The following is a 12,923-nucleotide window of genomic DNA, read 5'->3' on the forward strand; positions in this document are numbered from 1 at the left end:
TGCAACAATGGAGAAAAACCGGTGAAGGCGGCAAGCGCGGCGCGCATACGATATCTTTCGCTACTTGCCAGCGTCGCGTTCCTGGTTCTCGGCAATGGTCTGCAACAGACGCTGATTGGCCTGCGGGCCGGTGTCGAAAGCTATGCGGAGGAAACGGTGGGCGTGATGATGTCCGCCTATTTCGTGGGCTTCGTGCTTGCCTCCGTTCATGCGCCGCGCGTGATCCAGCAGGTCGGGCATATCCGTGCCTTCGCGGCCTTCGCCTCGGCCGCCTCGGCCGTTGCGCTCTGCTTCGCGCTCTTCGTCTCGCCCGCGGTCTGGATCCTGCTTCGGGTGATGCAGGGCGCGTGCTACGCGGGGATGATCATCGTGGTGGAAAGCTGGCTGAACGCATCGGCCGAGCCAAGCTGGCGGGGGCGCGTCCTCGCGATCTACTCGATCGTCATGTACGCGGCCTGGGCGGTCAGCCAGCCGATGGTGGGGCTGGCGCCGGTGTCGGGGTTCGCGCTGTTCGCGGTGGTGTCGATCTGCCTCTCGCTGGCGCTGGTGCCGATCACGCTCAGCCGCGCGGGCGATCCGGGCGTCGTGCTGGCCACGCGCGTCGGCATCCGGCGCCTGCTGGCGATCTCGCCCATGGCGCTGACCGGCGCCTTCGTGATGGGGATGGCGGTCGGGGCGTTCTTCGGCATGGGGCCGGTGGCCAGCCAGCAATCCGGGTTCAGCGACGCGCGAACCGGGATGATCCTGTCGGCGGCCCTGGTCGGCGCGTTGGTGTTCCAGTGGCCCCTGGGCTGGCTGTCGGACCTGATGGATCGCCGCCTCATTATCTTCGGAAGCAGCGTCGCGGGTCTCGTGGTGTCACTGCTGTTCGCCGGACAACTGGGGGCGGAAAGCGAGTTTTCCGTGATCCTCCTCGCTTTCCTTCTCGGCGGAACCTTGATGCCGCTGTACTCGATCTGCCTGGCCGAGGTGAACGACCGCATCGAGGAGAGCGAACTGATCGCGGCGGCAAGCGCCTTCGTGCTGGTCTACGGTGTGGGGTCGGCCGTCGGACCCTTCTCGGCCAGTCTGGTCATGGGACAGGTCGGACCCGCCGGGCTGTTTCTCTTCATCGCCATGGTGCTGGGCCTCTTCGCCGGCTTCGATGCCTTGCGCATCCGGCAGCGGGAAAAGACCAATGCCCGCGCCAAGCAGAGCTATGTGGCCACACCCAGCACCAGTCATGCCGTCCTGCCCCTGCATGAGCATGGCCCCGACCGCGCCGAGGACGAGGCCGCCCCGCGCTGAAGCCGTTCGTCAGGCCGCCTCTGCCGGCCGCACCACCTCGGCCTTGATGTGTTTGAGGTCGGCGTCTTCCAGCGTCTCGCGCTCCAGCAGGTCGGCGGCGCTCTTTTCCAGCAGGGCGCGGTTGTCTTCCAGCAATGCGACCGTGCGGTCGAAGATCGTGTCGATCACCTCCTTCACCGCGTGGTCCATGCGCTCGGCGGTGGCGTCGCTGTAGCGGCGGTTGAGCCAGGAGCCCTGCTCTGTCTGGCCGAGGAAGGTGGGCCGGTCGCTGTCGTAGCTGACATGGCCCAGATCCTCGTCCATGCCATAGCGCGCCACCATCGAGCGCGCGATGTCGGTCGCGCGCGCCAGATCGTCCGAGGCACCGGTCGAAAGATGCCCGTAGATGATCTTTTCCGCCGCGCGCCCGCCCAGCAGGACGGCGATCTTGTTCTCCAGCTCCTCGCGGGTCATCAGGTAGCGATCCTCGGTGGGGCGCTGGATCGTGTAGCCGAGCGCGCCGATCCCGCGCGGGATGATCGACACCTTGTGCACCTCGTCGACGCCCGGCAGCGCCATGCCGACGATGGCGTGGCCCATCTCGTGGTGCGCCACGATCTCGCGCTCGCGCGGGTTCAGGCGGCGGTTCTTCTTCTCCAGCCCCGCGACGATGCGCTCGACCGCTTGGGTGAAATCCTGCATCTCGACCTTTTGCGCCTTGCGCCGCGTCGCCATCAGCGCCGCCTCGTTGACCAGGTTGGCGAGGTCCGCGCCGGAAAACCCGGTGGTGAGTGCGGCGATCTGGTCGGGATCGACGCCCTCGGCCAGTTTGATCTTTTTCATGTGGACCTTGAGGATCTGCACCCGCCCGGCGCGATCGGGGCGGTCCACCAGCACCTGCCGATCGAAGCGGCCGGCGCGCAACAGCGCGGGATCGAGGATTTCGGGCCGGTTGGTGGCGGCCAGCAGCACCACGCCCTCGGACGGGTCGAAGCCGTCCAGCTCGGTCAGAAGCTGGTTCAGCGTCTGCTCGCGCTCGTCATGGCCGCCCGGCTGCTGTCCGGCGCTGCGCGAGCGCCCCAGGGCGTCGAGTTCGTCGACGAAGATGATCGCGGGCGCGGCCTTGCGCGCCTGCTCGAACAGGTCGCGCACCCGCGCGGCGCCCACGCCGACGAACATCTCGACGAATTCCGAGCCCGAGATCGAATAGAACGGCACGCCCGCCTCGCCCGCCACGGCGCGGGCCAGCAGTGTCTTGCCGGTGCCGGGCGGGCCGACCAGCAGCACGCCCTTGGGCATGCAAGCACCGAGCCCGCCGTAATGTTCGGGATCCTTCAGGAACTCGACGACCTCTTCCAGCTCCTGCTTGGCCTCGTCGACTCCCGCCACATCGTCGAAACTGACCCTGGTGTCGCTCTCGACATAGATTTTCGCCTTGCTCTTGCCGATCGACATAAAGCCGCCCATGCCCTGCTTTTCGGCGAACCTGCGGATGAAGAAGATCCAGATGCCGACGAAGATCAGCGCTGGCAGCACCCACGAGAGCAGCGTCGTGAACCACGTGTTCTCGACCGCGCCGGTGAAGGTGGCGTCATGACCCTCCAGCCGCGCTGCCATATCGGGTGGCACGGTGGTGGTGACGAAACCGGTCTTGCCGTCCTGCGGGGTCTTGAAGGTGCCGCGGATTGTACTGCTGCCGACCACGACCTCCTCGATCTGGCCCTGATAGAGATAGGTCTCGAACTGGCTGTAGGGGATCGCTTCGATGGTCTGGCTCTCGACCCAGAGATCGCGCAGCAGCACGACGCCGAAGACGGCAAGAAAGATGTACCAGATGTTGATCTGCGTCTTCTTGTCCATTGGCGCTCTCCTTTTCCGGTTGCAAGTTCGCCTTCCCGCATCTCACTCGACAATAAATTGACGCCCCCCTCTTGACAAGAAAATGGAGTGTTCCCAGCTCATTGACGCGGGATGCCGCTAAGAGGGTCCCGAAGATGGTGGCGAAATCGTGATGCATGTGCAAGTCAGCGCATCGTCCCGTCATCGGCCGCAAGGCGCAGTGTCTGGCCTTGCGTATCGACACACGTGGTCGCCATGCGTCTTCGTGCCGGATCGTCTCCGATCCATTCTCCTTCTTTCGCGACAATCCCGCAAGCGCCGGGCGTCCGCAGCATCCGGCGGGCGCGCGGCATCACACGGGATGAACACCGAAGGAGGAGACAATGCTGAATATCGGATATCCAGGAACCCAGTGGGATCCCTTCGCGGAACTGCGCCAGTTGCAGTCGCAGATGAACCGCATGTTCGAAGGTTCCCCGCGCACCGCCAGCGACGGCGCCTGGCCGCCGGTCAACATGTGGTTGGGCGATGACAGCGTTGTGGTCACCGCCGAGATGCCAGGCGTGACCACCGACGACATCGGCCTGACGGTGCGCGAGAACACCCTGATCATCGCCGGCAAACGCAACCCCTCGACTGACGACGAGGATGCCGCCTGGCATCGCCGCGAGCGCCCGGCGGGCGAATTCTCGCGTTCGATCCGCCTGCCGCTGCGCGTCGATCCCGACAAGGTCGAGGCCCGAGCGAAGAACGGCATTCTCGAGATCGAGATGGGCCGTCCCGATGCCGAACGGCCGCGCAAGATCTCGGTCAAGGCGGCCTGATCAACGGAAAGGAGGAAAGACATGGCACAGGAATTGAAAACCACTGGCGGCGACGTCGCCCGCACCGGCGAGCGTGATGAGCGCGCGATGAGCGGGCCGGTCTATCGCCCGGCGACCGACATCTTCGAGAAGGATGACGCGGTGACGCTGGTCATCGACATGCCCGGCGTGGCGCCGGATACCGTCGATGTCTCGGTCGAGAACCGTGCGTTGACGGTGCGGGGAGTGATCCAGGCGCCGGTGCCCGAGGGCTATCGCCGGATATATGCCGAATACGCCCCCGGCACCTTCGAGCGGGCCTTCAGCCTGCCCGACACGATCGACGCGGACGGCATCGAGGCCAGCCACCGCGATGGTGTGCTGACTCTCACCCTGAAGAAGAGCGAGGCCGCCAAACCGAAGCAGATCAAGGTCAAGGCCGCCTGAGGCGGCTGCGACCGAAAGAGTGTAGCGAAAGGAGGAACAACCATGGCATTCAGCGATCTCATTCCCTGGGGCCGGGGCCGCGACCGCATGCCGGCCCGACAGGATGCAGATGAAAACCCGATGATGTCGCTCCAGCGCGACCTGAACCGCGTCTTCGAGGATTTCTGGGGCCGGTTCGACAATCCCTTCGGCAGCCTCACCACGGGCGGCCCGCGCACCGACATCTCGGAAACCGACGAGGCGATGCTGGTTTCGGTCGACCTGCCGGGGCTCGACGAGAAGGACATCGAGGTGAACGTCACCGACGACATGTTGACGATCCGCGGCGAGCGCGAGGAGAAGACCGACAAGGACGGTTTTTCTTCGCAGTCGCGGCGCAGCTTCCACCGGATGATCCCGGTACCGCCGGGCGTCGACCCTGAAAAGGCAGAGGCCGAGTTCAAGCGCGGCGTGCTGACCGTCACTTTGCCCAAGACCGAAGAGGCCAAGGCGCGCGTCAAGCGGATCGACGTGAAATCCGGCTGATCCAGCACGGGTCGAAAGGTCCGTGCCCCCCATCCCCCGAGGGCGGGAACAAAGCCCTCATTTATTAGTCAATTTCATAATGACCCTGACACCACCCGTAGGAGGAGACGACAATGGCAAACGGAATCTGTGATATCTGCAAGCGCCGCCCGGCGTCATTCCGGGCGCAGGTCTCGGTCAATGGTGAACGCCAGTTGATGGAGCTTTGTGACGAGGATTACCGCAAGCTGGCACGGCAGCAGAGGCGTTCCGGGTCTCCGTTGGAATCGCTCTTCGGTGGTGGATCTCTCTTCGATGAATTCTTCGGCGACAGCCCCTTTGGGGGCATGGGTCGGCGCATTGGTGACGACGGCGAAGGCCAGCGCATCCCCGTCAATCGCGGCTCGCGTCGTGGCCAGGGCGGGGCCAGCATCGCGGATCGCCTCAGCGAACAGGGCAACAGGCTGCTGCAGGAGGCAGCAACGAAGGCGGGCGAGTTAGGCCGCTCGGAGGTAGATACCGAACACCTGCTCTTCGCGCTGAGCGACAGCGACGTGGTGAAGACGCTGCTGGAGCAGTTCAAGATCGACATCGACGATCTGCGCCGCCAGATCGACAAGGAAGCTCCGCGCGGAGAGATCAAGGAAGGCGGCGAGATCGGCGTGTCCCCGCGCCTCAAGGACGCGCTCAACCGCGCCTTCATCGCCTCGAACGAGCTGGGCCATTCCTATGTCGGACCCGAACACCTGCTGATCGGGCTGGCCGAGGAGGGCGAAGGGCTGGCCGCCGACATCCTGCGCAAGTATGGCCTGACGCCGCAAGCCCTGCGCCAACAGGTCACCAAGGTGGTCGGCCGCGGGGCCGAGGAAGGCCGCGTCGAGACGCCTTCGAACACGCCGGATCTGGACGAGTTTTCGCGCGATCTGACGAAACTGGCCCGCGAGGGCAAGCTCGACCCTGTCATCGGGCGCGCCCGCGAGATCGAGACCACGATCGAGGTCCTGGCGCGGCGCAAGAAGAACAACCCCGTCCTGATCGGCGAGCCGGGCGTCGGCAAGACCGCGATCATCGAGGGGCTGGCGCAGCGCATCGTCGCGGGCGAGGTGCCCGAGGCGCTGCGCGACAAGCGGCTGATGGAACTCAACATCAACTCGATGGTCGCCGGGTCCAAGTATCGTGGCGAATTCGAGGAACGCATCCAGAAGGTGCTGAAAGAGATCGAGGCCAACAAGGACGAGCTTGTCCTGTTCATCGACGAGCTTCACACGATCATGGGCGCCGGCCAGGGCGGCGGCGAAGGCGGGCTGGACGTGGCCAACACCTTCAAGCCTGCAATGGCACGCGGCGAGCTGAACCTGATCGGCGCGACCACGCTCAACGAATACCAGAAACATATCGAGAAGGACGCAGCTTTGGAGCGGCGGTTCCAGCCGGTCTATGTGGATGAACCCACGGTGGCGCAGACCATCATGATATTGCGGGGCCTGCGCGACACCTTGGAGTCGCATCACAAGGTCACGATCACGGACGAGGCCATCGTCGCGGCTGCCGAGCTGTCCGACCGCTACATTTCGGGCCGCTTCATGCCCGACAAGGCCATCGACCTGATCGACCAGGCGGCGGCCCGGGTCAAGATCAGCGCCACGGCGCGGCCCGTCGACGTGCAGGAATTGGAAGCTGAGGTGAAGCAAATTCAGCGCGAGCAGGATTATGCCGCGGCGCGCAAGCAGTTCGACCGCGCCGCCGAGTTGAAGGCGGAACTGGAGGAAAAGCAGACCGAACTGGACGCGCTGCTGGAAACCTGGAAACGCGACCGTGCCTCGGCCAGCGCCGAGGTGCGCACCGATCATATCGCGCAGATCGTCTCCAAACTCACCGGCATCCCGGTGACGGATCTCACCAGCGAGGAGCGCGAGAATCTTCTGAAGCTGGAGGACCGCCTGCACGAGCGCGTCATTGGCCAGAACGAGGCCATCAATTCGGTGGCCGACGCCGTGCGCCTGGCACGCGCCGGGCTGCGCGAAGGCCCGGCGCCGACCGCGACCTTCCTCTTCCTCGGCCCGACCGGCGTCGGCAAGACGGAACTGGCCAAGGCACTGGCCGAGACCGTCTATGGCGACGAGGACGCGATGATCCGCATCGACATGTCGGAATATGCCGAGCGTCACACCGTCGCGCGGCTGGTCGGCGCGCCGCCGGGTTACGTGGGCTATGACGAGGGCGGGCAGTTGACTGAGCGCGTGCGCCGGCGGCCCTATTCGGTGGTGCTGCTGGACGAGATCGAGAAGGCGCATGGCGATGTCTACAACATCCTGTTGCAGGTCTTCGACGATGGCCGCCTGACCGACGGCAAGGGGCGCGTGGTGGATTTCACCCACACGATCATCATCGCTACATCGAACCTCGGCTCCGACATTATCCAGCGTAACCTCTCGAGCCGCGGCACGAAGGAGTTCGACGAGGCCAAGCAGCATGCCGACCTGATGGACGTGCTGCGCAACCACTTCCGGCCCGAGTTCCTCAACCGGATCGATGAGATCATCGTGTTCCACTCGCTGGACCGGACGGAGATCCGCGAGATCGTCGGGCTGCAACTGGAGCGCGTGGCGCGCACGGCGCTGACGCAAGGGGTGGAGCTGGAGTTCGACGAGTCCGTCACCGATCACTTCGGCGCCGTGGGCTTCAAGCCCGAGTTTGGCGCGCGCGAATTGCGCCGCCTGATCCGTTCGGAACTCGAGACCGGGCTGGCCCGCGCCATGCTGGAGGGCTCGGTCGAGGACGGCGACCGGGTGCGTGTGGCGTGGTCAGCCGAGGCGCAGAAGATCACCTTCGAGAAACTGGAGGCGCCCGATGCCAAAGAGGATCAGGTAACGAAGCAAGCCGAGGCGGCCGCGGCCGAAAAAACCGATGGCCGCAACAAGGACGGCGCGGCATCCGCGCCGGACGATTCCCCTGACGGCGAGGGTTCCGCAGATACGAAGGCCGAGCCCGGAGAGGTTGCAGACAAGGGCGGTGCCGACGCTGCGACGTGACGCGGCGGGAATGTTGACGAGGGAAGCCAGATGAACGTGATGACGGCCTTTCGCAATCTCGATTCCCACGGCAGGCACCGCGCCCCCGAAGTGATCCGGCACGAGGCGGCGCTGCTGGAAAAACGGCTTGCGCGGTTCCGCCCCGATCTGGTGCGGCTGGAGGTCGCGGTGGCCCAGACGCGGGGCAAGAAACGCATCCGGGCCGACCTTCGGCTCGGGCTGCCCTCTGGCGTGATCGCCGCGAAGAGAGAGGGTTTCGAGACCGAACCGGTCCTGCGCGAGGCGTTCGCGGCCCTCGGGCGGCGGCTCGACCGGCACCTGGCCCGCCTGCAACGCACGCCGGAATGGAAACGGCCGGCGCGGCGGGCACGGATCGGCCAGCTTCTGCCGCCCGCGCGGGACCGGGTCGAGACCGACCGGAGGGCCCTCTATTTCGATCTGATCGAGGATCATCTCGATCACGTCTACAATATTGTCAGGCGCGAGCTGACCTATCTCGAAGCCAGCGGGGCCGCGCCCGCCGGCCGCCTGAGCGTCCGGGGTCTCGTCGATGCCACGATCCTGAACGGGCTCGACCGCTTCGAGAAGCGGCCCACCGACTTTTCGGTCGGCGACTGGCTGACGCAAACGGCCTATCGGACCATCGAGTCCGAAGCCCGTGCCGCGCGCCGCGCCATCCCCGATGATGCGGCCCGACTGGAGGAGGCACCTGAGGAACCCGCCCGCGACCCGACCGAGGCGGATCAGGAGATTCATGAGTTCTATCAACCCGACGACGCGCCGATGCTGGAGGATCTCGTGGCCGATGAGGACGGCGAGGAGACCGAGACCTGGGTGGCGCGACGCGAGGCGGCGCTGGCGTTGCATCGGGCGCTGGCCGATCTGCCCGCACTCTGGCGCAAGCTCTTCCTGCGGCTCTACATGGAGGACGAGACGGCGGAACAGGCCGCCGTGCTTCTGGACCTGCCCGCGGAGGAAGTAGCACGCACCGCCGAGGCCGCACGCGACTTCCTGCGCCAGCGCCTGATCGAGGCCGGTCACGCGCCGGACATCGTCGAAGTGACGCTGGCGGACACCCCGGCGCGGATGGTGCAGATCCCGCAACCGCTGGAGGACCGCGACCGGATTGCCGCCGCAATGACTGGGCACGCCGATGGCCGCCCGCGTGGCGCGCCAGAGACGACCGAGCGCGCCGATCACTGAAAGGAGTTTGAAATGAGCACGACAGACACAAACCCGCAAAACTCCCTGGAAGATTTCCTGTGCAGCCTGTCGAAGAACTGGTGGGCCTTCATCCTGCGCGGCGTTCTCGCGCTTGTCATCGCGGTTCTCGCCTGGCTGATGCCGGCAGAGGCCATCCTCGCGCTGACACTGGTCTTCGGCGCCTTCGCCTTCGCCGATGGAGTCTTCGGCCTCGTCGCCGCCGGGCGCCGCATGCGCCGGGATCAACGCTGGGGTTGGCTCGCCTTCAGCGGCGTGCTGGGCATTCTGACCGGGATCGTGGTGCTGGTCACGCCGTTCGTCGCAACTCTGGTGCTGGCGGTATTTCTCTGGGCCAGCATCGCCTTCTGGTCGATCTTCTCGGGGATTTCCGAGATCGTGACCGCGATCCGGCTGCGCCAGGAGATCGAGGGGGAGGTCTGGCTGGCGCTTGGCGGCATCGTTTCGGTCCTGCTTGGGATTTTCGTCGTGTGGTTCCTGTTTGCCTATCCAGCGCAAAGCCTGTTGGCGCTCGGTTGGGTGCTGGCGATCTACGCCGCAACCTTCGGCATCGTCATGATCCTGCTGGGTCTCAGGCTTCGCAAGGCGAAGGGGAACGCGAATGACGGCACATCCAGCGGCGCGGCGTGAGCCCGCGCGACCTCAAGAAAAGGAGATCATCATGTTCGACAGACATGGACATAACCGCCCGCCATTCCGGCCGAGAATACCGGGCACCGAACTGCGCTCGCCCGATGTGCCGACGGCGGTCATCTACCGCCCGTCGCGCAGTGCGATGCAGTCGGGACCGCGCCCGCGGCACTGGATTCTGGAATTCGAGCCGGCGCAGGCAGCGGAGATCGAGCCGCTCATGGGCTGGACCGCGACACGCGATCCCTACCGTCCGATCCGGCTGAGCTTCCCCAATCGCGAGAGCGCGGTGGACTACGCGGAGCGAATGGACTGGAACTACATCGTCCGCGACGATGGAGGAAGCAGCAAGCGCGTTGTGCCCGAGCCGGTCTTCCGCCCGCTCGAACGGCTCGACGGCCCGGTCCCGCGCATGAAGACCGGGTCGCGCAAACCCGCGCGGGAGACGGAGGAGACCGATCCCGTGGTGCTGGCCTCGCTCGAATCCTTCCCCGCCTCCGATCCGCCGGCCTGGACCGGAACGACGATCGGGCGGCGATGACCGTTGCGGCGCACGGAGCATCGGCCCGGCCGTGCGTTCGATGAACGGCATTTAACCGCAACCGGGCCGATGAACGCAGCAAGACGAAAGGAGAAAGGAGACGAGCCATGTTCGATCAGACGAAACCGACGACAACTGTCAGCACATTGGCACTGGCAACGATGTTGGCCGTGACACCGGCATTCGCTCAGGACAGCGCGCAGCCGCCGACATCTGACACCAATGCCGCCGTCAGCGAGCCGGTCCAGGACGAGGCGACGGCGAAGATCGACGAGAAGCGCAAGACTCTTCTCAAGGACGCGACAAGCGCGCTCGACAAGACGAAAGAGGCGCTGAAGGCGCTCGATGACGGTGACAGCGACGCGGCACTCGAGGCGCTGGCCGTCGCGACCGGCAAGCTGCAAAGCGTGGTCGCCCGCGATCCCGACCTCGCCCTGGCCCCGGTCGATGTCCATCTCGTGCAGCGCGATCTGCTGGGCGATCTCGACGCGATCAGGAAGGTCCGAGAGGAAATCGAGGATTTGGTCGACGATGGCAAGCTCCAGCAGGCCCGGCCGCTGATGCGCGATTTCGCGAGCGAGATCGTCGTCGAGACGGCGAACCTGCCGCTTGCGACCTATCCCGATGCCATCCTGAAGGCGACGGCCGAGATCGACAGAGGCGAGACCGAAAAGGCCAAACAGACCCTCGCGAGGGCGCTGAGTACTGTGGTCATTACCGAGGAGGCGATCGCGCTTCCCGTCCTGCGGGCGCAGTTATTGATCGATGCGGCGGAAGACACGCTCGGTTCAGATCACAGCACAACGACGGCAACCGATGCGAGCGAGACCGCCTCCGACGATGACGGAAAAAACGGCGACGCGGAGACAACGAAAGCGCTGACGCCCAGCGAATATGTCGAAGCCGCCCGTGAGCAGCTCAAGATCGCCGAAGCGCTCGGCTATGGCGGAAAGGGCGACTTCAAGGAACTCTACCAGGATCTGGATGACCTCGACGAGAAGATCGACGCCCAGGAGAACACCGGCGGCATCTTCGATAGGATCGGTGACAGCTTCATCCGGCTGAAGCAGCGGATCTTCGATTGAGGACCGTAGGGCGGGACGCGGAGCCGGCGTGCCGCCCGTCCACCTGATGCAATGAGGAAAGGAGTGGAGGATGGGTGAGAGCGAGAAGGACAAGGTGACATCGGTTGCAACGACTGAAAACGAGGCAGCCGATCAGACCGACACACCGGCCGAAAACACGGCACCCGCAGCGACCGAGACCGACGCGCAGGCGGAAATCGACCGCCTGACCGACAAGTGGAAACGGGCATTGGCGGAGGCGGAGAACGCGCGCAAGCGGGCCGATGCCGCGCGCATCGAAGGGCGCGAGCACGGCATCGCGGTCGCCGTGGAAGCGTTGGCTCCCGCGTTTGACGCGCTGGCGCTCGGGATCGAGGCCGCCAGGAACAGCCCCGATGCCGAAGATCCGCGGATCATCGCGCATCTCGAAGGGTTGGGCAACATCCGCTCGGCCTTTGAGACGGGTCTGAAGGCGCTTGGCGTGCGCACCATCGCGCCGGAAAAAACCGCCTTCGACCCGGCCCTGCACGAGGCCATGCAGATGCAGGAAACCGACGGGGCCGAACCCGGACAGGTGCTCGTCCTGCACCGACCGGGTTTTGCCATTGGCCAGCGCCTGATCCGGCCCGCCCGCGTCACCGTCAGCGCGGCGCCGCGGGAAAAGGCGGAGGACTGAACGATGCTGCGGCTGGGGCTTTATCTCGGTGCCAACCTCGCGATTCTCATCGTCCTCTCGGCGGCGTTCCGGCTGCTGGGGATCGAGGGGATGCTGCAGGCGAGCGGCGTCGATCTGAACCTGACGGCGCTGCTGATCTTCTCCGCAGTGATCGGTTTCGCCGGCTCGCTGATCTCGCTCTTCCTCTCCAAAATCATGGCGAAGGCGGCGATGGGCGTGCATGTCATCGCCAGGCCGCGCGACGCCACCGAACGCTGGTTGGTCGAAACCGTCCATGCCTTGGCCGACCGCGCCGGGATCGGCCGGCCTGAGGTCGGCATCTTCGATCATTCCTCTCCCAATGCCTTCGCCACCGGCTGGAACCGCGACGACGCGCTGATTGCCGTAAGTACCGGCCTCTTGCGGCACATGAGCCGGGGCGAGGTCGAGGCGGTGCTGGGTCATGAGGTCAGTCACGCTGCCAATGGCGACATGGTGACGCTGGCGCTGATCCAGGGTGTGGTGAACACCTTCGTGATCTTTCTGTCGCGGCTGGTGGGGTTGCTGTTCGATCGGCTTATCCTGCGGATCGAACGCGGCTATGGCCCCGGTTTCTGGATCGTGTCGCTGATCATGGAAATGGTCCTCGGCGTTCTGGCAATGGCCCTCGTGATGTGGTTCTCGCGCTGGCGCGAATACCGCGCCGATGCAGGCGGGGCGGCGCTGGCCGGCCGCGCTAACATGATCGCCGCGCTGGAGCGGCTGAAGCTGGCGCAGAATGCGCCGCCGCTGCCCGAGGAGATACGCGCCTTCGCCATCAGCGCCGGCCGCGTGCAGGCGCTTTTCGCCAGCCATCCGCCGCTGGACGCGCGCATCGCCGCCTTGCATGCATTCAGCAGATGAGAGGGCGCTGCCCATCGG

Annotated in this window: 12 protein-coding genes; 11 read left to right on the plus strand and 1 reads right to left on the minus strand. The window is 65.5% G+C overall.

Annotated features, from left to right (window positions below; translation table 11 throughout):
* Positions 1 to 21 precede the first annotated feature (21 nt).
* Positions 22 to 1,287, plus strand: a complete 1,266-nt coding sequence (locus tag D6850_RS14695) for an MFS transporter (RefSeq protein WP_121168297.1) — start codon at positions 22 to 24, stop codon at positions 1,285 to 1,287.
* 9 nt (positions 1,288 to 1,296) lie between these two features.
* Here the strand turns inward: D6850_RS14695 and ftsH are convergent, their stop codons facing one another.
* Positions 1,297 to 3,126, minus strand: a complete 1,830-nt coding sequence (gene ftsH, locus D6850_RS14700) for an ATP-dependent zinc metalloprotease FtsH (RefSeq protein WP_121168299.1) — start codon at positions 3,124 to 3,126, stop codon at positions 1,297 to 1,299.
* A 362-nt stretch (positions 3,127 to 3,488) separates the two neighbouring features.
* On the opposite strand from ftsH, the gene D6850_RS14705 reads away from it, so the two are divergent.
* The 10 genes from D6850_RS14705 (at position 3,489) to htpX (ending at position 12,905) form a co-directional block, all read left to right on the plus strand.
* On the plus strand, positions 3,489 to 3,929 hold the full coding sequence (locus D6850_RS14705; RefSeq protein WP_121168301.1) for an Hsp20/alpha crystallin family protein: 441 nt from the start codon (positions 3,489 to 3,491) through the stop codon (positions 3,927 to 3,929).
* Between the two features lie 21 nt (positions 3,930 to 3,950).
* The gene (locus tag D6850_RS14710) at positions 3,951 to 4,355 is read left to right on the plus strand and encodes an Hsp20/alpha crystallin family protein (protein WP_121168303.1); all 405 of its coding nucleotides are present in this window, start codon (positions 3,951 to 3,953) and stop codon (positions 4,353 to 4,355) included.
* A gap of 42 nt (positions 4,356 to 4,397) precedes the next feature.
* A complete protein-coding gene (locus tag D6850_RS14715; RefSeq protein WP_121168305.1) occupies positions 4,398 to 4,880 on the plus strand; it encodes an Hsp20/alpha crystallin family protein in 483 nt (160 codons plus the stop codon).
* 113 nt (positions 4,881 to 4,993) lie between these two features.
* Positions 4,994 to 7,891 carry an ATP-dependent Clp protease ATP-binding subunit gene (locus D6850_RS14720; RefSeq protein WP_121168308.1) on the plus strand — a complete coding sequence of 966 codons (2,898 nt, stop codon included), beginning with the start codon at positions 4,994 to 4,996 and terminating at the stop codon, positions 7,889 to 7,891.
* Positions 7,892 to 7,921: 30 nt separating this feature from the next.
* Complete coding sequence (locus tag D6850_RS14725; RefSeq protein ID WP_121168310.1) at positions 7,922 to 9,094, plus strand: flagellar biosynthesis protein FliA; 1,173 nt, start codon at positions 7,922 to 7,924, stop codon at positions 9,092 to 9,094.
* 12 nt (positions 9,095 to 9,106) lie between these two features.
* Positions 9,107 to 9,742, plus strand: a complete 636-nt coding sequence (locus D6850_RS14730; RefSeq protein WP_121168312.1) for an HdeD family acid-resistance protein — start codon at positions 9,107 to 9,109, stop codon at positions 9,740 to 9,742.
* A gap of 31 nt (positions 9,743 to 9,773) precedes the next feature.
* On the plus strand, positions 9,774 to 10,283 hold the full coding sequence (locus D6850_RS14735) for an NADH dehydrogenase ubiquinone Fe-S protein 4 (RefSeq protein ID WP_121168314.1): 510 nt from the start codon (positions 9,774 to 9,776) through the stop codon (positions 10,281 to 10,283).
* 107 nt (positions 10,284 to 10,390) lie between these two features.
* On the plus strand, positions 10,391 to 11,368 hold the full coding sequence (locus D6850_RS14740) for a YfdX family protein (protein ID WP_121168316.1): 978 nt from the start codon (positions 10,391 to 10,393) through the stop codon (positions 11,366 to 11,368).
* A gap of 70 nt (positions 11,369 to 11,438) precedes the next feature.
* Positions 11,439 to 12,023 (plus strand): nucleotide exchange factor GrpE, encoded by a 585-nt coding sequence (locus D6850_RS14745; protein ID WP_121168318.1) that lies wholly within the window; start codon positions 11,439 to 11,441, stop codon positions 12,021 to 12,023.
* 3 nt (positions 12,024 to 12,026) lie between these two features.
* The gene (gene htpX, locus D6850_RS14750; RefSeq protein ID WP_121168320.1) at positions 12,027 to 12,905 is read left to right on the plus strand and encodes a protease HtpX; all 879 of its coding nucleotides are present in this window, start codon (positions 12,027 to 12,029) and stop codon (positions 12,903 to 12,905) included.
* The last annotated feature ends 18 nt before the right edge of the window (positions 12,906 to 12,923 follow it).

The organism is Roseovarius spongiae (assembly GCF_003651245.1).
In the GTDB taxonomy this organism is placed as follows: domain Bacteria; phylum Pseudomonadota; class Alphaproteobacteria; order Rhodobacterales; family Rhodobacteraceae; genus Roseovarius; species Roseovarius spongiae.